We start from the raw sequence: 20501 nt of genomic DNA on the forward strand, positions 1-20501 counted from the left end.
CGGCTTGCATCGATGCCGACAGCGTCGCAAACTGCGGCTGTTGTGGCGGACAGCGCGGCTTCAGGACTGACACTTGATTCAGTCGCGCAATGCCCCAGTTTAACGCAATGTAGCGGCCTGCCCGTTCGGGCGGGCCGTTTTGGTTTCCAGGAGACCCAACGTGAGCGATAAGGTTCAACATGTCGGCGATGCCGACTTCGATACAGCTGTACTGCAATCCGGCGAACCGGTGCTGGTGGATTTCTGGGCCGAGTGGTGCGGACCCTGCAAGATGATCGCCCCGGTGCTGGACGATCTGGCCGATACATACCAGGGCAGACTGAAGGTTGCCAAGGTCAATGTGGACCAGAACCGCGCCCTGGCCATCAAGTACCACGTGCGTTCGATCCCGATGCTGTTGCTGTTCAAGGATGGCCAGGTGCAGGCCACCCAGATCGGTGCGGTTGGCAAGGGCCAGCTGACCCAGATGATCGACAAGACCCTGGGCGGCGCGGCCGCCTGAGCGAGCGGGCGTCCAGCGATGGGCGCCCCGTGATGCGCCAGCAGTTAAATCCTGCTGCGGCAGGCGCTTGCGCGGTTGCGCGCAGCGGTGATAGTGTCAGTTGATCCGGAGCACGTTCGTGCGCCGACGTACCCCTCTAGAAACCTCTTCTAGACTCCCATCACCTAAAGTTCGCCCCCCAGCCGGGCGCTCGCACTCTTAGCGAGGAATCACGCACTTGTCCGATCATCCTTCCTCCGATACCGGGAGCAGCGTCGACGCTCCTGTCGAGAAGCGCGTGCGCAAGCCGCGCGTGAGCAAGACCGCCGCTGCCACCGACGACGGTGGCGCGCAGCAGCCCAACCTGCCCTTGCCCGCCAGCCCCGCACCCGACGCTCCACGTGCCCCGCAGGCCCCGTCGCACGCTGCCGATTCGGCACCGGCGCAGACGTCCGGCGATGGCGCGTCCTATGCCGGTAACGCCCCCAGCGCCAACCAGGGCAACCCGGGCGGCGACACCCATGGCGACTCCCGCGAGGGTGGCCAGGCACAGCAGCAGCGCTTCAATCAGGCGCAGCAGCAACAGAATCAGAATCAGGCGCAGCACCGGGGCCAGGGCCAGAACCAGGCTCAGCCCCAGGCGCAGGGTCAGGGTCAGGACCAGGCCCAGAATGGCGGCCAGCATCAGCAAGGCCAGGGCCAGGGGCAGAACCAGCAGGGCAACCGCCGTGACCGCTTCCGCAATCGCCGCGACCGTGGACGCGACCGCTTCGGCAACGAAGGTGGCGGCGGCATGCCGTCGTCCGATGGCAGCAACGAGCCGTTCGTCGCGCGCCCGCACCCGGCCGTGCCGGAAGGCTTCCCGGTCTACTCGCTGAGCGATCTCAAGCGGATGCCGGCGCAGAAGCTGCTGGATATCGCCGACCAGCTCAACATCCAGGAAGGCGTGGCGCGCGCGCGCAAGCAGGACGTGATCTTCGCCCTGCTCAAGGTGCTGACCCGCCACGGCGAAGGCGTTGCCGCCGACGGTGTGCTGGAAATCCTGCCCGACGGCTTCGGCTTCCTGCGTGCCGCAGAAGCCAGTTACCTGGCCGGCCCGGATGACACCTATATCTCGCCCAGCCAGATCCGCCGCTTCAACCTGCGGACCGGCGATCACCTGTCCGGCCGCATCCGCTTCCCGAAGGACGGCGAACGCTATTTCGCGCTGTCGATCGTCGACACCATCAATGGCGAGCCGCTGGAAGCCAGCAAGAATAAGGTGCTGTTCGAGAACCTGACCCCGCTGTTCCCGCGCCGCCGCTTCCGTCTGGAGCGTGGCGATGGATCGACCGAGGACATCACCGGCCGCATCCTGGACCTGATGGCGCCGCAGGGTAAAGGCCAGCGCGCGCTGATCGTCTCCCCGCCCAAGGCCGGTAAGACGATGATGATGCAGCAGGTGGCCACGGCCATCACCAGCAATCATCCCGAAGTGCACATGATCGTGCTGCTGATCGACGAGCGCCCGGAAGAAGTGACCGAAATGCAGCGCACCGTGCGCGGCGAGGTCATCTCCTCCACCTTCGACGAACCGGCCGCGCGCCACGTGCAGGTCGCCGAGATGGTGATCGAGCGTGCCAAGCGCCTGGTCGAGCACAAGAAGGACGTGGTGATCCTGCTCGACTCGATCACCCGTCTGGCACGCGCCTACAACAACGTGGTGCCCAGCTCCGGCAAGGTGCTCACCGGTGGTGTGGACGCCAACGCGCTGCACCGTCCGAAGCGCTTCTTCGGTGCGGCCCGTAACGTGGAAGAGGGCGGCTCGCTGACCATCATCGCCACGGCGCTGGTGGAAACCGGCAGCAAGATGGACGAGGTGATCTACGAAGAGTTCAAGGGCACCGGCAACAGCGAAGTGCATCTGAACCGTCGCATCACCGAAAAGCGCGTGTACCCGGCGATCGACATCAACCGCTCGGGCACACGTCGCGAAGACCTGCTGATCGAGCCGGAGCTGCTGCAGAAGATCTGGATCCTGCGCAAGCTGCTGCACCCGATGGACGAAATCGCGGCAATGGAATTCCTGCTGGACAAGATGAAGACCACCAAGTCCAACGACGAGTTCTTCAGTTCGATGAAGCGCTGAGTCGGTCGGTATTCTCGACAAGAAAAAGCCCCGCATTGCGGGGCTTTTTTTGTGGGTGCGTGGTTGCTTGCAATCACAAGCCTGGTTGGTCGAGTGCGCGGTGCCCTCGCCGCTCGCGGGACACACCGCAGGTACGTACGTGTAGGCTCGGGAGCGGCATCCTCGCCGCCCGCGGTCCCGCAAGCGGCGAGGACACCGCACCAGGAAGTTGATCGGCGGGGCCAATACCTGCCTATCGCCGCGTCTGCGTTGGGATGCCAGAAGGCTTTGCAGGGTGCTTGTTGAAAAGCCTGCCTTCTCTCGGCTTGAAATGGAACGCTGGTGGGACGCGCTGCGACTCAAACAACAAACGTCATGCTCTGCTCGCAAACATGCACACCGACCATCTCGACGGGTCCTTGCCCGCCCATCGTCGCGGGACCTTACGCGGCATGGATGCCGCGTAAGAGCCTACAAGGACGTACTTGCGGCGTGTCCCGTGAGGGTGGGCGGGCCAAGGGCCCTGCAGCCAACTGGCAGATCAGCGGCCTTGTAGCCAAGCCCTGATAAGCCTTCCGGCAGCGAAAGATCAAGACCACCCGCTCTGCAAGCAACAGGCGTGAGGTAGCTTCGCCAGCCGCGCTGATGTTGGCTTCGCGCTTAAGTTCCTTGCAGCGGCGTCACCAGCCGCACACCCTCTCCGAGTGCGGAGAACAAGCCACTACCCGGCAGCGCATCCGGACTGTCGGTCGATGCCGACGCATCGCGCTGCTCGTGCCAGGGCGCCGGCTGACGCGGGCCCGGCAGATAGGATTGCCACTTTTTGGCTTGCTTTGCAGCGATCGAATTGCCTGGCCAGGATTCGATGGCGAAGGTGACCGGAACCCGCATGACCCAGTACGGCGCATCGGCCTCGGCGCCTTGCGTTGGCGGCACAAATGTCCAGCCTCGCGCCTTGGCGATTGCAACGTCGGCAAACGCCTTGCGCCAGCGCGGGCGCTTGGATTCCGGCGCCAGCGTGGTCAGGTTGACCTGCTCGGCGACCAGATCTTCGACCTTGCCATCGCGCCCGACCTTGAGCAGCAGATAGACCACCCCGGTCACACCTTCTCGAAACGCATGCTCTGGGTACGCAGGTGCCGGCATGTCCTTGGCAGCGACGCTGGCTGCAGCTTGCTCCTGGCTGCCGAAATGCGCGCTGCGAATCGATACGGAATAGGTGCCGTTATCGGCCGGCTTGGCGACCAGCAGCAGATTCATCAGCAATTGCGCGGGCAAGGCGCTTCCATCGTCTTTGACGGGGTCAAAGCGCCAGGAAGCGATCGATTGTTTGACGCGGTCGCGGACCACTGGCGGCAGGCTTGCTTCGTCGGTGAGCTTGACCTCCGTAACGGTACCGTCCGGCGTCAGCGTCAATTCGCCTGCAATATTCATGCTGGCCTCCATCTGTGCCTGTACCTGCGCGGCACTGGGAACTGCCTGCGCGCCGCTGACACTCGCCATTGCCAACAAAATGCCCAAGCCCAAGCGTTGCTTCCACTGCATGACCGCACTCCATGGTTATTGAGTTTCGTTGTACCAGCTTGGCGCATACGCGTAAATCGTCAGGCCAGTTTTCGCGAGTCCGCATACGGAGGGGTGTCGGGGTAGTCGTCCTCGCGCAGGCGGGTTTGCAGGTCGCGCCACCATTGCGGGTCGAACAGTTCCGGGTGCAGGTGCTTGACCGCTTCCAGCTGCGAGGGTGGCAAGCCCATGAACAGCGCGAAGCGCTCGGGGAACACATCGCGCGGGCCGACGTGGAACCAGGGCTCGGCAGCCATCTGTTCTTCATAGGTGGTGGCGGTCGGCCAGTCGCGGAAGGTGCATTCGGTGATCAGGCACAGCTCGTCGTAGTCGTAGAACACCGCGCGCTGATGGCGGGTGATGCCGAAGTTCTTCAGCAGCATGTCGCCGGGAAAGATGTTGTTGCGCGCCATGTCCTTGATCGCCTGGCCGTAGTCCAGCGCGGCCGCATGCGCGGCTTCGGGCAGCTGTTCGCGCAGGTAGAGATTGAGCGGGCGCAGGCGGCGCTGCACGTAGCACAGCGCGATCAGCACGTCCTGGCCATCTTCGCTCAGGCTCGTCGCACAGCTGGTCTGCAGCTCGTCCAGCAACGCGGGCGAGAAACGCGATTTGGGAAACCGCAGGAAGCGATACGGCTGCGCGTCCAGCAAGCGACCGATGCGATCGAGCTGGAACACCAGCTCGTATTTGCCTTCGACCTGCGCACGACTCATGGTCTTGGGATAGGCAAAGCGGTCGCGAATCAGTTTGAACACCAACGGATAACTGGGCAGGGTAAATACCACCATGACCATGCCGGGCGTGCCGTCGGCATGCACCAGCTGCTCGGAGGGATGCGCCTGGAAATGGCTGAAAAACGTGCGATAGCGTTCGGTCTTGCCCTGCTTGGCGCGCCCGAGCATCGTGTACAGCTCGTCGACCGGCTTGTGGGTGAGCAGGCTGCGCAGAAACACCACCGCGTCGCCGACGGTGGCCAGATCGGCCTGGAAGTAACTGCGCGAGTTGCTGAACAATTGCGCGACGTCGCTGCGCCGGGTCAGCACCGCTTCTGCGCGCAGGCCGGCGTCGTCGTTGACCAGGGCGATGACGCATGGCGAGAAGCGATGTTCGCCGAACACGCGGCCGACCAGGTAGGCGCGCCGTTCGCGATAGAAAACCGTCTCCAGCAATTCCACGCTGCGCACCGGGTGCTCGCCCCAGTGCGCGAGATCATCGAGCAGGCGCACCGCGATCGCCGCTGCACAGCGGGTGCGATGCGCATACGGAACGTCGAAGGAATAATCGCCGAGCACGCGCACCAGCATGTCGGTCAGCCGGCCGGGCGAGACCGCATAGGTATGCCGTGCGACCGGCACCGTGATCGCGTCGGTCGGCTCGATATCCAGCGCGATGAACTCGATCTCCGCATCCACGCCGTGGGTGCCGAAGTAACGCCGGGTCAGGGTGTTGTAGAAAGTCTTGTACAACTCCTGGTCGATCAGCCCGCTCAGCAGCGCGGCGTAATGCACGCGTGCACGCATCCACAGCGCGCGATCGTGCGCCTGCCCCAGCAGCACCGCACGCAAGCGCAGCATGCATTCGCTGATGTACTGGTCGTACAGCGCGATCCGCGCCACCGCATCATCGCGCGCGCCGCTCCAGTCGCGCGTTTCGAAGCGCTGTTTGGCGCGTGCGGTGATCTCGGCAAACCGGGCGTGGTAATCCTCGAAGGCGTCGTACACGGCATGGGCGATCGCCAGCGCACGGCGCTCGGACTGTGGCGGTAACGGGAGCTGGCTCATGCCGGCAGTGTACCCAGCGCATGTTGCGGCGTGCAGCGGAGACAAACGATCCATCGAACAGGCGCACAGTCAGCCAAATGCCGAGACTGCTCGCACCGAGGCGCAGGCTCTCTCGCAGGCACGGCATTGCCAGGTCGTGAGGCCTGGCACGCAACGACCGTGTTCTCGCTGTTGCGCGCAAACGCCGGAAACGACAAGGCCCGCCTCTCATCGAGGCGGGCCCTGCCTGTTGCACCTGCTGGACGCACCGCCAGGCGGTGCGCTGGATCAGGCCTTCAGCGTGGCCAACACGTTGTTGAAGGTCTTGCTCGGGCGCATCGCCTCGCTGACCTTGGCCAGATCGGGGTGGTAGTAGCCGCCGATCTCGACCGGCTTGCCCTGGGCGCCGTTGAGCTCGGCCACGATGGTGGCTTCGTTCTCGGTCAGGGCCTTGGCCAGCGGTGCGAACTTGGCCTGCAGGGCGGTGTCCTCGGTCTGCGCAGCCAGGGCCTGCGCCCAGTACATCGCCAGATAGAAGTGGCTGCCGCGGTTGTCCAGTTCACCGACCTTGCGCGCTGGCGACTTGTTGTTGTCCAGGAACTGACCGTTAGCGACGTCCAGCGCCTTGGCCAGCACCGTGGCAGACGGATTGTCATAGCGGTTGCCCAGATGCTCCAGCGAGGCGGCCAGGGCCAGGAACTCGCCCAGCGAATCCCAGCGCAGGCTGTTCTGTTCGACGAACTGCTGCACGTGCTTGGGCGCCGAGCCACCGGCACCGGTCTCGAACAGGCCGCCACCGGCCATCAGCGGCACGATCGACAGCATCTTGGCGCTGGTGCCCAGCTCCAGGATCGGGAACAGGTCGGTGAGGTAATCGCGCAGCACGTTGCCGGTGACCGAGATGGTGTCCTGGCCCTTGCGGATGCGCTCCAGCGAGAAGGTGGTCGCTTCCACCGGCGGCAGGATGCGGATATCCAGACCGCTGGTGTCGTGATCCTTCAGGTATTTCTCGACCTTGGCGATCACCTGCGCGTCATGCGCGCGCGCCTTGTCCAGCCAGAACACGGCAGGGGTATCGCTCAGACGTGCGCGCTCGACGGCCAGCTTGACCCAGTCCTGGATCGGCGCGTCCTTGACCTGGCACATGCGCCACAGGTCGCCGGCTTCCACCGCATGTTCGAACACGGTGGCGCCGGTGTCGTCGGTGACCTTGACGGTCCCGGCGGCGGCAATCTGGAAGGTCTTGTCGTGCGAGCCGTATTCCTCGGCCTTCTGCGCCATCAGGCCGACGTTGGGCACCGAGCCCATGGTGGACGGATCGAATGCGCCATGCGCCTTGCAGTCGTCGATCACCGCTTGATAGACATCGGCGTAGCAGCGATCCGGGATCACCGCCTTGGTGTCCTGCAGCTTGCCTTCGGCATTCCACATCTGACCGGAGTCGCGAATCATCGCCGGCATCGACGCATCGACGATCACGTCGCTGGGCACATGCAGGTTGGTGATGCCCTTGTCCGAATTGACCATGGCCAGGGCCGGGCGCTGCGCGTATTCGGCCTGGATATCGGCCTTGATCTGCGCCTGCTGGTCGTCCGGCAGCGTGGCGATGCGTGCGTACAGGTCGCCGATGCCGTTGTTGGGGTCGAAGCCGACCGACGCGAGCGCTTCGGCATGCTTGCTCAGCGTGTCCTTGTAGAACTCGCCGACCACCACACCGAACAGCACCGGGTCGGAGACCTTCATCATGGTGGCTTTCAGATGCACCGAGAACAGCACATCCTTGGCCTTGGCATCGGCGATCTGCGCGTCGATGAAGCTGGCCAGCGCGCGCTTGCTCAGCACCGCGGCATCGACGATTTCGCCGGCCTTGACCGCCACCTTGTCCTTCAACACGCTGCTGCTGCCGTCGTTACCGACGAACTCGATCTTCAACGCGCCGGCGGCCGCCACGGTGGCGGATTGCTCGCTGCCGAAGAAGTCGCCGTCGTCCATATGGGCCACGTGCGACTTCGAATCGCTGCTCCACTTGCCCATGCGGTGCGGATGCTTGCGCGCGTAATTCTTCACCGACAGCGGCGCGCGACGGTCGGAGTTGCCCTCGCGCAGCACCGGATTGACCGCGCTGCCCTTGACCTTGTCGTAGCGCGCCTTGATGTCCTTTTCGGCATCGTCCTTGGGCGTGTCCGGATACGCCGGCAGCGCATAGCCCTGACCCTGCAGTTCGGCGATGGCGGCCTTGAGCTGCGGCACCGAGGCGCTGATGTTGGGCAGCTTGATGATGTTGGCTTCCGGCGTGGTGGCCAGCTCGCCCAGCTCACCGAGGTCGTCGGCGATCTTCTGCGCGTCGCTCAGGTGCTCGGGAAACAGCGACAGGATGCGGCCGGCCAGCGAGATGTCGCGGGTTTCGACCACGATGCCGGCAGTATTGGTGTAGGCATCGATGATCGGCAGCAGCGACTGCGTGGCCAGATACGGTGCTTCGTCGGTGAGCGTGTAGATGATCTTCGGTGTCTTCGACATAAGGTGCGATGGCTCGTGTGGTCGGAAGGAGCGCCGGCGTTGTTGGCACTGGCGTTGGCGTGCGCGACGGGGGTCGCTGCTGGCACGCCGATCGGCCGGCGCGTGGAACGCGGCGATGGATCAGCACGGCATTGTCGCGTCTGAGCCGCGCCCGGGTAAAGCGACCACAGGCGGATGCTCCATCCCGCCACTCGGCCAATGCGATGGATGCAGCTGTAACGAATGTGCCGGCTGAGAGAATTACGCAGAAAAAAGGGCGCGATCGTGTGATCGCGCCCCGATGGCCTGCTTGATGAGCGTTGGGACAGCGCGATGGACGCGCGTGTCCGACATGCTTGGGATCAGTGCGCTACCCAGGTTGCGAGCACGCATCCCTATCTGCAGACTGCCTGCTCGCGTGGCTGCTTACTTGACCGTGATGGTCTGCGGAGTGCCCGCCGGCTTGCCATCCACCATGACCTGCGCGGTGTAGCTGCCAGCCGGCCAGCCATCTGGCTTGCTGAAGCTGAGGTTGGTGGTTTCCGGGCCAGTCGTGGTCAAGGTGGCATTCTGCTCGCCGGCCACCTGGCCATCCTGATAGGTGAGCTTGGCTGCGACCGCCACATTGCTCGCGCTGCCATCGGTTTTCACCGAGACGATGATGGTGTCTTTGCTGCCGATATTGGCCGAGGGGGTCACCGACTTGTCGGCAGTCGCCGTGGTGCCGACCACTACGCTTGACACCGTGACTGCGGAACCCATTGCGGCTGCGGTATCGGTGCTGGCGGCGCCGGTCGCGGTGCTCTGACCCGCCTGATCGCTCGCCGGCGGTGTTGCCGCCGGGCCTGGCATCGCCTCGGTGGCAGCCCCGGAGGTCGGATCCTTGGACACGCTGTCGTCGTCGGCCTTCTTGCTGCAGCCCGACAGGGCGAGAACGCCGGCAAGGGCAATGGCGAGGGTGCTAGAAACGGAAGTAGTACGCATGGATCAATCTCCGGATATCAGAATAAAAGTGGGTTTCGAAAGGTGCCAGGTATGCGGTGCGCCTATGACTTCGGCGGCAACTGCAGGACCTGGCCCGGAAAGATCTTGTCCGGATCCTTGAGCGTTTCGCGGTTGGCCTCAAAGATCCGCGGCCACAGGTTGCCGTCGCCGTAATGGCGTTTGGCGATGCTGGACAGACTGTCGCCCGCCTGCACGGTGACCGATTCGCTGACCAGCTGCGCAGTGCTCTGCACGCTGGTACGCACGTTGGAGAAATCCGCCGCCGGCGCGACGTCTGCGGTGCTGTCGACCGAGGACGTCACGTTGGAAAAATCTGCTTTCTTGTCGACACTCACTGCCGCAATCCCTTTGCATCACGATGACTGCAGGGTGCGCGGCGCGCTGTTAAGCGTGGATCGCGCCACCGTGAAGCTGGCGCGAGCCTTGAATGGGCGCGATTACTGGCGCAGGTCGCGGAAGATCGACAGCGGTGTCGGCACGCTGGGCGAGCTGCGCAAGGGGTTGATGTCCAGCCCGCCACGGCGGGTATAGCGCGCTTCCACCACCAACCATTCGGGCGCACAGCGGAGCAGCACGTCATGGAAGATACGCTCCACGCATTGCTCGTGAAACTCGGCGTGGTCGCGGAAACTCACCAGATAGCGCAGCAGACCTTCGCGGTCGATCGGGGCGCCGCTGTAGCGCAACGTGACGCTGGCCCAATCCGGTTGACCGGTGACCGGGCAATTGGACTTGAGCAGGGCCGAGGTCAGCACTTCTTCCACCACTGGTTGTGCGTGCGCCGCCAGATACGCCGCATTGGGCGGGCCGTAATCGTCGATGCTGACATCCAGTGCGTCGATCGACTCGCCCTCGCCCACTGCATCGATCGGCGGCAGACCGAATTCCACCACCACATCGGCACCGGCGCGCGTGGACAGGTCGGAGGCGATGCGCGTACGCACCGCTTCGGCGCTATTGAAGCGGGTGGCATTGAGCGAATTGAGATACAGCTTGAGCGACTTGGATTCGATCAACGACGGCGACTCGCTGGGCACGTGCAAGGTGGCGGTGGCCACGCACGGCTTGCCCTGCGCATCGAGCCAGCTGAGTTCGTAGGCATGCCAGCGGTCGCGGCCGATGAAGGGCAAGGCCCCCGTCAGGCCGATCGCCTCGCGCCCGGCCGCGCGCGGAATCGGGAACAACAGCGACGGATCGTAGCCATTGGGATAGGCGACCTCACGACCGAGGGTGGAATCTTCTGGGGTATTCATCACGCCATTTTAGGCCGAGCGGGCTGGCCGTGAGGTGTATAGCGGACGCTGGAGCGAGCTGGCGACAGAAGCAGCGGGCCGTCAAACGGCCCGCCGCCCCACACGATCACCAACGCTCAGCGGAGACCGCGCAACTGCACACGATTCCCGATTCCCGAATCAACCAGCCTCCCCCTGATGCAGATAATCCAATGACACCTGCAACAGCGCGCGCAGGCCCACATCCAGCGACGATTCGTCGAGCAGGAACTGCGGCGAATGATTGCTGGGCGCGGTGGCCGGGTCGATGCCCTTGGCGGTGGAGCCGACGAAGAAGAACATCGACGGCACCTGCTGGGCGTAGAAGGAGAAATCTTCCGCGCCCATCTGCAACGGCGGTTCGTAGACATTGTCGGCGCCGACCACGGCCTGCAGGCTGGGCAGCATCCTGGCGGTCAGCGCCGGGTCGTTGACCGTGGCCGGGTTGCCGGGCTGGTCCGGCACCTGCGCCTCGACCTTGGCCCCGTGGGCTGCGGCGGTGTGCTCGGCCACCGTCTTGAGGTCGGCGAAGATCTGCTGGCGCATGGCTTCGTCGAAGGTGCGGATGGTGCCGACCATTTCCACATCGTCGGGGATGATGTTGTAGCGGATGCCGCCCTTGATCGCGCCGAAGCTCAATACCGCCGGTTGTTTGGACAGGTTGGCGCGGCGGCTGATCACGGTCTGCGCGGCGCCGATCATGTCGGCGCTGGCCACGATCGGGTCGATGCCGTTCCACGGCGCCGAGCCATGCGTCTGGCGGCCGATCATCTTGATCGCAAACCGGTCCGAGGCGGCCATCAGCGGGCCGCTGCGCACCGCGATCTTGCCGGCCTGCACGCTGGAGAACACATGCAGGCCGAACACCGCCTGTGGCTTGAAGTCGGCGAACAGGCCTTCCTTGAGCATCAGCGATGCGCCGCCCTCTTCGTTGCCGGGGGCGCCCTCTTCGGAAGGCTGGAAGATCAGCATCACTTCGCCGGGCAGCTGCTCGCGCATGCCGACCAATGCTTCGGCCACCCCGAGCAGGATCGCGGTGTGGGCGTCGTGGCCGCAGGCATGCATCACCCCGACCTGCTCGCCGCGGTACTCGGCGGTGACCTTGGAGGCGTACGGCAAGCCAGTCTGCTCCTTGACCGGCAAGGCATCCATGTCCGCGCGCAAGGCGATCTTCGGACCCGGCTTGCCGCCCTTGATGATGGCCACCACGCCGTGATGGGCGATGCCGGTACGCGGCTTGAGGCCGAGCTTGCGCAGCTGCGCGGCCACGGTGGCGGCGGTGCGCTCCTCGCGGTTGGACAGCTCCGGGTGCTGGTGGAAGTCGCGGCGCCACTGCACCAGCTTGCTCTGCAACGGCGCGGCGGCGGCCTGGACTTCGGGCCGGGGCGCGGCCTGGGCGGCGGCCAGGGTGGGCAGGGCAAGCAGCAACGCGCTGGTCAGCAGGCGGGAGTGGCGCATCAGCAATCCTCTAAAGATGGTCGCTTAATGTAGTGCAGGTGCACGCTCGGTGGGCTGCAGTGGGGCTCGATTCAGTCCCGCGGTCAACCACATCGGCCCTGACGCGTTGCCGCTGCACTGCATCTGTGAACGCTGCAGTCGTTTCGTCCGGCGGGCCGTTACTTCAGTAACGCTCAATTGCCTGATCGCAACGATATGCTTCGCACAGCCGCCCCACGGTCGCACCAGCGCCCGGCCCGCCCTCAGGAGTTGTCGCATGTCGCGTTTTTGGAAGATCACACTGCTGGTCGTAGCGGTGCTCGTCGTGGTGTTCGTCGCAATGCGGATGTTCGGTGGGGGCAACCACGGCAAGCGGGCGGATGCGCCGGACAGCAATGGCACCGAGAACAGCGGCCCGGTACCGGTCACGGTCGTGGCCGCCACCACCCAGGATGTGCCGGTCTACGCCAGCGCGCTGGGCACGGTGACCGCGCTCAATACCGTCACGGTCAGCCCGCAGGTCGGCGGCCAGCTGATGAGCCTTAATTTCAAGGAAGGCCAGGAAGTGAAGAAGGGCGAGCTGCTGGCGCAGATCGACCCGCGCACCCTGCAGGCCAGCTACGACCAGGCGCTGGCGGCCAAGCGCCAGAACCAGGCGCTGCTGGCGACCTCGCGGGTGAACTACCAGCGCTCCAACGACCCGGCCTACAAGCAGTACGTCTCGCGCACAGACCTGGATACCCAGCGTAACCAGGTGGCGCAGTACGAGGCGGCGGTGTCGGCCAACGATGCGCAGATGCGCTCGGCGCAGGTGCAGTTGCAGTTCACCCGCGTGACCGCGCCGATCGACGGCATCGCCGGCATCCGCGGCGTGGACGTGGGCAATATCGTCAGCGCCAGCTCCACCATCGTCACCCTGACCCAGATCCGCCCGATCTACGTGTCCTTCAACCTGCCCGAGCGCGAGTTGCAGGCGGTGCGCAGCGGCCAGGCGGCCGCCCCGCTGGATGTGGCGGCGCTGGATCGCGGCGATGCGCACGTGATCAGCGGCGACGGCAAGCTGGAGGTGATCGACAACCGCATCGCCGCCGACAGCGGCACCTTCGGTGCGCGCGCGATCTTCGCCAACACCGACAACGCCTTGTGGCCGGGCCAGTTCGTCAACGTGCGCCTGCAGCTGCGCACCATCTCCGGCGGCACCGTGGTGCCGACCCAGGCCGTGCAGCGCGGCCCGGACGGCGATTACGTCTACGTGGTCGGCAGCGACAACACCGCGCAGATGCGCACCGTGGTGCAGGGCGTGGAAGTGGACGACAGCCATGTGCAGGTCACCAAGGGGCTCAAGCCGGGCGAGCGTGTGGTGACCGAAGGCCAGTTCCGGCTCAAGCCGGGCAGCAAGGTCAGCGCGCTCAAGCCGGGCGAAACCCCGCCGGAGCCGACCGAGGCCGAACTCAAGGCCGCGCAGGACAAGAGCCGTGGCGGCGCCGGCGGCCGACGCAGCGGCGGCGGCCCGCGCTAACTCGCGAGCACCGGCGACGGGCCTTCCGTTGCCGGTGTGCATCGGCGCTGCGCGCGCCGGCATCGATTGACGTCTTCAGCAAGGACACCCCCCGTGGGCTTTTCGACCATCTTCATCCGCCGTCCCATCGCCACCTCGTTGTTGATGGCGGGCATCCTGCTGCTGGGCATCCTGGGCTACCGGCAATTGCCGGTCTCGGCGCTGCCGGAGATCGACGCGCCCAGCCTGGTGGTCACCACCCAGTATCCCGGCGCCAACGCGACCACCATGGCCTCGCTGGTGACCACGCCGCTGGAGCGCCAGTTCGGGCAGATCTCCGGGCTGCAGATGATGACCTCCGATTCGTCGGCAGGCCTGTCCACGATCATCCTGCAGTTCTCGATGGACCGCGACATCGACATCGCCGCGCAGGATGTGCAGGCGGCGATCCGTCAGGCCACCCTGCCCTCCTCGCTGCCGTATCAACCGGTCTACAACCGGGTCAATCCGGCCGACGCGGCGATCCTGACCCTCAAGCTCACTTCCGACTCGCTGCCGCTGCGCGAGGTCAACCGCTATGCCGATGCGATCCTGGCCCAGCGCCTGTCGCAGGTGCCGGGCGTGGGCCTGGTGTCGATCGCCGGCAATGTACGGCCTGCGGTGCGCATCCAGGTCAACCCGGCGCAGCTGTCGAACATGGGCCTGACCATGGAATCGCTGCGCAGCGCGCTGACCCAGACCAACGTCAGCGCGCCCAAGGGCTCGCTCAACGGCAAGACCCAGTCCTACAGCATCGGCACCAACGACCAGCTCACCGACGCGGCGCAGTACCGCGAGACCATCATCAGCTACAGCAACGGCCGCCCGGTGCGGCTGGCCGATGTGGCCAAGGTGGTCGACGGGGTGGAGAACGACCAGCTCGCCGCCTGGGCCGACGGCAAGCCGGCGGTGCTGCTGGAAATCCGCCGCCAGCCCGGCGCCAACATCGTGCAGACGGTGGAGCAGATCCGCAGCATCCTGCCGCAGCTGCAGGCGGTGCTGCCGGCCGACGTGCACCTGGAGGTGTTCTCCGACCGCACCGAAACCATCCGCGCCTCGGTGCACGAGGTGAAGTTCACCCTGGTGCTGACCATCGCGCTGGTGGTGGCGGTGATTTTCGTGTTCCTGCGCCGGCTGTGGGCCACCATCATTCCCTCGGTGGCGGTGCCGCTGTCGCTGGCCGGCACCTTCGGGGTGATGGCATTTGCCGGCATGTCGCTGGACAACCTGTCGCTGATGGCGCTGGTGGTGGCGACCGGGTTCGTGGTCGACGATGCGATCGTGATGATCGAAAACATCGTGCGCTACATCGAACAGGGCAAGAGCGGGCCGGAAGCGGCCGAGATCGGCGCCAAGCAGATCGGCTTCACCGTGCTGTCGCTGACCGTGTCGCTGGTGGCGGTGTTCCTGCCGCTGCTGCTGATGCCGGGCGTGACCGGGCGCCTGTTCCATGAGTTTGCGTGGGTGCTGTCGATTGCGGTGGTGATCTCGATGCTGGTGTCGCTGACGCTGACGCCGATGATGTGCGCCTACCTGCTCAAGCCCGACGCCCTGCCCGAAGGCGAGGACGCGCACGAACGCGCCGCCGCCGCCGGCAAGACCAACCTGTGGACGCGCACCGTGGGCGCTTACGAGCGCAGCCTGGACTGGGTGCTGGCGCACCAGCCGCTGACCCTGGCGGTGGCGATCGGCGCGGTGGCGCTGACCGTGGTGCTGTACATGGCGATCCCCAAGGGCCTGCTGCCCGAGCAGGACACCGGCCTGATCACCGGCGTGGTGCAGGCCGACCAGAACGTGGCGTTCCCGCAGATGGAGCAGCGCACCCAGGCGGTGGCCGCGGCGCTGCAGAAAGACCCCGCCGTGACCGGCGTGGCCGCCTTCATCGGCGCCGGCACCATGAACCCGACCATCAACCAGGGCCAGTTGTCGATCGTGCTGAAGACGCGCGGCGACCGCGAGGGCCTGGACGAGGTGCTGCCGCGCCTGCAAAAGGCGGTGGCCGGCATTCCCGGCGTGGCACTGTTCCTCAAGCCGGTGCAGGACGTCACCCTGGACACCCGCGTGGCCGCCACCGAGTACCAGTATTCGATGTCGGATGTGGACAGCAGCGAGCTGGCCACCTGGGCCGGGCGCATGACCGAGGCGATGCGCAAGCTGCCCGAGCTGGCCGACGTGGACAACAACCTGGCCAACCAGGGCCGGGCGCTGGAGCTGAGCATCGATCGCGACAAGGCCAGCATGCTCGGCGTGCCGATGCAGACCATCGACGACACGCTGTACGACGCCTTCGGCCAACGCCAGATCTCCACCATCTTCACCGAGCTCAATCAGTACCGGGTGGTGCTGGAAGTGGCGCCGGAATTCCGCAGCAGCACCGCCTTGATGAACCAGCTGGCGGTGGCCAGCAACGGCAGCGGCGCGTTGACCGGCACCAATGCCACCAGCTTCGGCCAGCTGACCTCGTCCAACTCCTCCACCGCCACCGGCGTGGGCGCGCAGAACACCGGCATCGTGGTCGGCGCCGGCAGCATCATTCCGCTGGCCGCACTGGCCGAGGCCAAGGTCACCAACACGCCGTTGGTGGTCAGCCACCAGCAACAGCTGCCGGCGGTCACGATCTCGTTCAATCTGGCGCCCGGCCATTCGCTGTCGCAGGCGGTGGAGGCGATCGAGCAGGCGCGCCAGGATCTGAAGATCCCCACCCAGGTGCATGCGGCGTTCGTCGGCAAGGCGGCCGAATTCACCGGCAGCCAGACCGATATCGTATGGCTGCTGCTGGCCTCGATCGTGGTGATCTACATCGTGCTGGGCGTGCTCTACGAGAGCTACATCCACCCGCTGACGATCATCTCCACGCTGCCGCCGGCCGGCGTCGGCGCGCTGCTGGCGCTGATGATGTGCGGGTTGAGCCTGTCGGTGGACGGCATCGTCGGCATCGTGTTGCTGATCGGCATCGTCAAGAAGAACGCGATCATGATGATCGACTTCGCCATCGACGCCCGCCGCGAAGGCGCCAATGCGCACGAGGCGATCCGGCGCGCCTGCCTGCTGCGTTTCCGCCCTATCATGATGACCACCGCCGCCGCGATGCTGGGCGCGCTGCCGCTGGCGCTGGGCACCGGCATCGGCTCGGAACTGCGGCGTCCGCTCGGCATCGCCATCGTCGGCGGCCTGCTGCTGTCGCAGCTGGTGACGCTGTACACCACGCCGGTGATCTACCTGTACATGGAACGTGCCGGCGAGCGGCTACGCGATTGGCGCGCACGGCGTGCCGCCCGCCGCGACGGCGTGCCCCCGGCCTCCACCTCGGAGCGCCCGGCATGATGACCGATGGCGTCATCGCTGATCGGTCTGCCTGCCCACGGCATCGCCTTCCCGCACGCGCGTATGGCAACTGCGCTGGCTGTTGCCTTTCCCGATTCTCGAATCCCGAATCCCGATTCCCGGCAGTCACCCCATGAACATCTCCGCGCCCTTCATCAAGCGCCCGATCGGCACCGCGCTGCTGGCGATCGGTTTGTTCGTGATCGGATTGATGTGCTACCTGCGGCTGGGCGTGGCGGCGTTGCCGAACATCCAGATTCCGGTGATCTTCGTGCACGCCACGCAGTCCGGCGCCGATGCCAGCACCATGGCCTCCACCGTCACCGCACCGCTGGAACGCCACCTGGGCCAGCTGCCCGGCATCGACCGCATGCGCTCCTCCAGTTCGGAGAGCAGCAGCCTGGTGGTGCTGGTGTTCCAGAGCAATCGCAACATCGATTCGGCCGCGCAGGATGTGCAGACGGCGATCAACTCCTCGCAATCGGACCTGCCGTCCGGGCTCGGCACGCCGATCTATTCGAAAGCCAATCCGAACGACGACCCGGTCATCGCCATCGCGCTGACCTCGGACACGCAATCGGCCGATGAGCTCTACAACGTTGCCGACTCGCTGCTGGCGCAACGGCTGCGCCAGATCACCGGCATCAGTTCGGTCGATATCGCCGGCGCCTCCACACCGGCGGTCCGCGTGGATGTGGATCTGCGCGCGCTCAACGCGCTGGGCCTGACCCCGGACGATCTGCGCAATGCGGTGCGCGCGGCCAACGTCACCTCGCCGACCGGATTCCTGTCCGACGGCAACACCACCATGGCGATCGTGGCCAACGATTCGGTATCCAAGGCCGCCGATTTCGCCCAGCTGGCGATCTCCACCCAGTCCAATGGCCGCATCGTGCGGCTGGGCGACGTGGCCACCGTCTACGACGGCCAACAGGATGCCTATCAAGCGGCCTGGTTCGACGGCAAACCGGCGGTGGTGATGTACGCCTTCACCCGCGCCGGCGCCAACATCGTCGAAACCGTGGACCAGGTGAAGGCGCAGATTCCCGAGCTACGCGCCTACCTGCAGCCCGGCACCAAGCTGACGCCCTACTTCGACCGCACCCCGACCATCCGCGCCTCGCTGCACGAGGTGCAGGCCACGCTGCTGATCAGCCTGGCGATGGTGGTCCTGACCATGGCGCTGTTCCTGCGCCGCCTGGCGCCGACGCTGATCGCGGCGGTCACCGTGCCGCTGTCGCTGGCCGGCTCGGCGCTGGTGATGTACATGCTGGGCTTCACCTTGAACAACCTCAGCCTGCTGGCGCTGGTGATCGCCATTGGCTTTGTGGTCGACGATGCGATCGTGGTGATCGAAAACATCATGCGTCATCTGGACGAAGGCATGCCGCGTCTGGATGCCGCACTGGCCGGTGCGCGCGAGATCGGCTTCACCATCGTGTCGATCACTGCCTCGCTGGTGGCGGTGTTCATTCCGATGCTGTTTGCCAGCGGCATGATCGGCGCGTTCTTCCGCGAGTTCACCGTGACCCTGGTGGCGGCGATCGTGGTGTCGATGCTGGTGTCGCTGACCCTGACGCCGGCGCTGTGCAGCCGCTTTCTGTCCGCGCACACCGAGCCGGAAAAACCCAGCCGTTTCGGCGCCTGGCTGGATCGCATGCACGAGCGCATGCTCGCGGTGTACACGGTGGCGCTGGATTTCTCGCTGCGGCACGCCTTGCTGCTTTCGCTGACGCCGCTGCTGTTGATCGCCGCCACCGTCTTTCTCGGCGGCGCAGTCAAGAAGGGCTCGTTCCCGGCGCAGGACACCGGCCTGATCTGGGGCCGTGCCAATTCCAGCGCCACGGTGTCGTTTGCCGACATGGTCAGCCGCCAGCGCCGCATCACCGACATGCTGATGGCCGACCCGGCGGTGAAGACCGTCGGCGCGCGGCTGGGCTCCGGCCGGCAGGGTTCCAGCGCCTCGTTCAATATCGAATTGAAGAAGCGCGACGAAGGCCGCCGCGACACCACCGCGCAGGTGGTCGCACGCCTGAGCGCCAAGGCCGACCGCTACCCGGATCTGGATCTGCGCCTGCGCGCGATCCAGGACCTGCCCAGCGACGGCGGTGGCGGCACCAGCCAGGGTGCGCAGTACCGCGTTTCGCTGCAGGGCAACGACCTGGCGCAGCTGCAGGAATGGCTGCCCAAGCTGCAGGCGGCGTTGAAGAAGAATCCGCGCCTGCGCGATGTCGGCACCGACGTGGATACATCCGGCCTGCGCCAGAACATCATGATCGACCGCGCCAAGGCCGCGCGCCTGGGCATTTCGGTCGGTGCCATCGATGGCGCGCTGTATGGCGCCTTCGGCCAGCGCTCCATTTCCACCATCTATTCGGATCTCAACCAGTACAGCGTGGTGGTCAATGCACTGCCCTCGCAAACGGCAACGCCCAAGGCGCTGGACCAGGTCTTCGTGCCCAACCGCGCCGGCCTGATGGTGCCGATCACCTCCGTCGCCACCCAGGTGCCCGGGCTGGCGCCGCCGCAGATCGTCCACGAAAACCAGTACACCACGATGGATCTGAGCTACAACCTCGCACCGGGCGTGAGCACCGGCGAGGCGGACCTGATCATCAAGTCCACCGTGGAAGGCTTGCGCATGCCCGACGGCATCCGCCTCAGCGGCGACGACAGCTTCAACGTGCAACTCAGCCCCAACTCGATGGGCGTGTTGCTGCTGGCCGCGGTGCTCACCGTCTACATCGTGCTGGGCATGCTCTACGAGAGCCTGATCCATCCGGTGACCATCCTGTCGACGCTGCCGGCCGCCGGCGTCGGCGCGCTTCTGGCGTTGTTCCTCACCAACACCGAGTTGTCGGTGATCTCGATGATCGCGCTGGTGCTGCTGATCGGCATCGTCAAGAAGAACGCGATCATGATGATCGACTTCGCGCTGGTGGCGCAGCGCGTGCACGGCATGGATGCGCGCGCGGCCGCACGCGAGGCCTCGATCGTGCGCTTCCGCCCGATCATGATGACCACGATGGTGGCGATCCTGGCCGCGGTGCCGCTGGCGGTGGGCCTGGGCGAAGGCTCCGAACTGCGCCGCCCGCTGGGCATCGCGATGATCGGCGGGCTGATCTTCTCGCAGAGCCTGACCCTGCTCAGCACGCCGGCGCTGTACGTGATCTTCTCCTGCCTGAGCGAACGCTGGAAGGCGCGTCGCGCACGTGCGCGTGCACGCCGGGCAGAGCGCGCGGCGGCACGGCGCCCGGCGTCGGCGCACTGAGGCGAAGCAGCACACGCGCCGGTCCGCACGGACCGACGCGTGCCGGCCGGCATGGCGGTTGGCCATCATCTCTCACCGTCGCTTGCCGATTGCTGGCATGACGCCGGGGCATCGCTGCTGGCAGTGCATTCAAACGCGGCACAGTGATGCGAGCTGCAAATGCACGCTCGCCTTACTTGCTTTTGGCCAGAGCCCAAGTGCTTGACCGCATCCAGACGACACTGCGACCGGAAGTTCGGCTGCCTT

General features: G+C 65.7%; 12 protein-coding genes. 5 read left to right on the forward strand and 7 right to left on the reverse strand.

The genetic code is table 11. The annotated features are described in order from the left end of the window. The first annotated feature begins 160 nt into the window (after nucleotides 1-160). Entirely contained in the window at nucleotides 161-502 is a 342-nt protein-coding gene (trxA, locus tag AC06DU_RS18595; protein ID WP_005923050.1) for a thioredoxin TrxA, read from the forward strand. 217 nt (nucleotides 503-719) lie between these two features. Continuing rightward, complete coding sequence (gene rho / locus AC06DU_RS18600) at nucleotides 720-2609, forward strand: transcription termination factor Rho (RefSeq protein ID WP_478202998.1); 1890 nt, start codon at nucleotides 720-722, stop codon at nucleotides 2607-2609. A 639-nt stretch (nucleotides 2610-3248) separates the two neighbouring features. Here rho and AC06DU_RS18605 read toward each other — a convergent pair. The 7 genes from AC06DU_RS18605 to AC06DU_RS18635 form a co-directional block, all read right to left on the reverse strand. Beyond that, complete coding sequence (locus tag AC06DU_RS18605) at nucleotides 3249-4133, reverse strand: energy transducer TonB (protein ID WP_478202999.1); 885 nt, start codon at nucleotides 4131-4133, stop codon at nucleotides 3249-3251. Between the two features lie 59 nt (nucleotides 4134-4192). Then, complete coding sequence (gene aceK / locus AC06DU_RS18610; protein WP_104575630.1) at nucleotides 4193-5932, reverse strand: bifunctional isocitrate dehydrogenase kinase/phosphatase; 1740 nt, start codon at nucleotides 5930-5932, stop codon at nucleotides 4193-4195. Nucleotides 5933-6199: 267 nt separating this feature from the next. Beyond that, complete coding sequence (locus AC06DU_RS18615; RefSeq protein ID WP_478203000.1) at nucleotides 6200-8431, reverse strand: NADP-dependent isocitrate dehydrogenase; 2232 nt, start codon at nucleotides 8429-8431, stop codon at nucleotides 6200-6202. 405 nt (nucleotides 8432-8836) lie between these two features. After that, nucleotides 8837-9394 (reverse strand): hypothetical protein, encoded by a 558-nt coding sequence (locus tag AC06DU_RS18620; protein ID WP_054591074.1) that lies wholly within the window; start codon nucleotides 9392-9394, stop codon nucleotides 8837-8839. Nucleotides 9395-9456: 62 nt separating this feature from the next. Further along, entirely contained in the window at nucleotides 9457-9750 is a 294-nt protein-coding gene (locus AC06DU_RS18625; RefSeq protein ID WP_039512564.1) for a LysM peptidoglycan-binding domain-containing protein, read from the reverse strand. Between the two features lie 102 nt (nucleotides 9751-9852). Continuing rightward, entirely contained in the window at nucleotides 9853-10668 is an 816-nt protein-coding gene (gene queF / locus AC06DU_RS18630) for an NADPH-dependent 7-cyano-7-deazaguanine reductase QueF (RefSeq protein ID WP_478203001.1), read from the reverse strand. A 159-nt stretch (nucleotides 10669-10827) separates the two neighbouring features. Further along, nucleotides 10828-12144: a M20 family metallopeptidase gene (locus AC06DU_RS18635; protein WP_026064472.1), complete on the reverse strand. Its 1317-nt coding sequence runs from the start codon at nucleotides 12142-12144 to the stop codon at nucleotides 10828-10830. Nucleotides 12145-12400: 256 nt separating this feature from the next. On the opposite strand from AC06DU_RS18635, the gene AC06DU_RS18640 reads away from it, so the two are divergent. From AC06DU_RS18640 to AC06DU_RS18650, 3 genes are all read left to right on the forward strand, one after another. Beyond that, complete coding sequence (locus AC06DU_RS18640; protein ID WP_478203002.1) at nucleotides 12401-13642, forward strand: efflux RND transporter periplasmic adaptor subunit; 1242 nt, start codon at nucleotides 12401-12403, stop codon at nucleotides 13640-13642. A 93-nt stretch (nucleotides 13643-13735) separates the two neighbouring features. Beyond that, nucleotides 13736-16984 (forward strand): efflux RND transporter permease subunit, encoded by a 3249-nt coding sequence (locus tag AC06DU_RS18645; RefSeq protein ID WP_181141072.1) that lies wholly within the window; start codon nucleotides 13736-13738, stop codon nucleotides 16982-16984. Between the two features lie 133 nt (nucleotides 16985-17117). Then, nucleotides 17118-20255: an efflux RND transporter permease subunit gene (locus AC06DU_RS18650; protein ID WP_478203003.1), complete on the forward strand. Its 3138-nt coding sequence runs from the start codon at nucleotides 17118-17120 to the stop codon at nucleotides 20253-20255. The last annotated feature ends 246 nt before the right edge of the window (nucleotides 20256-20501 follow it).

This window comes from Xanthomonas sp. NCPPB 3200 (genome assembly GCF_056393585.1).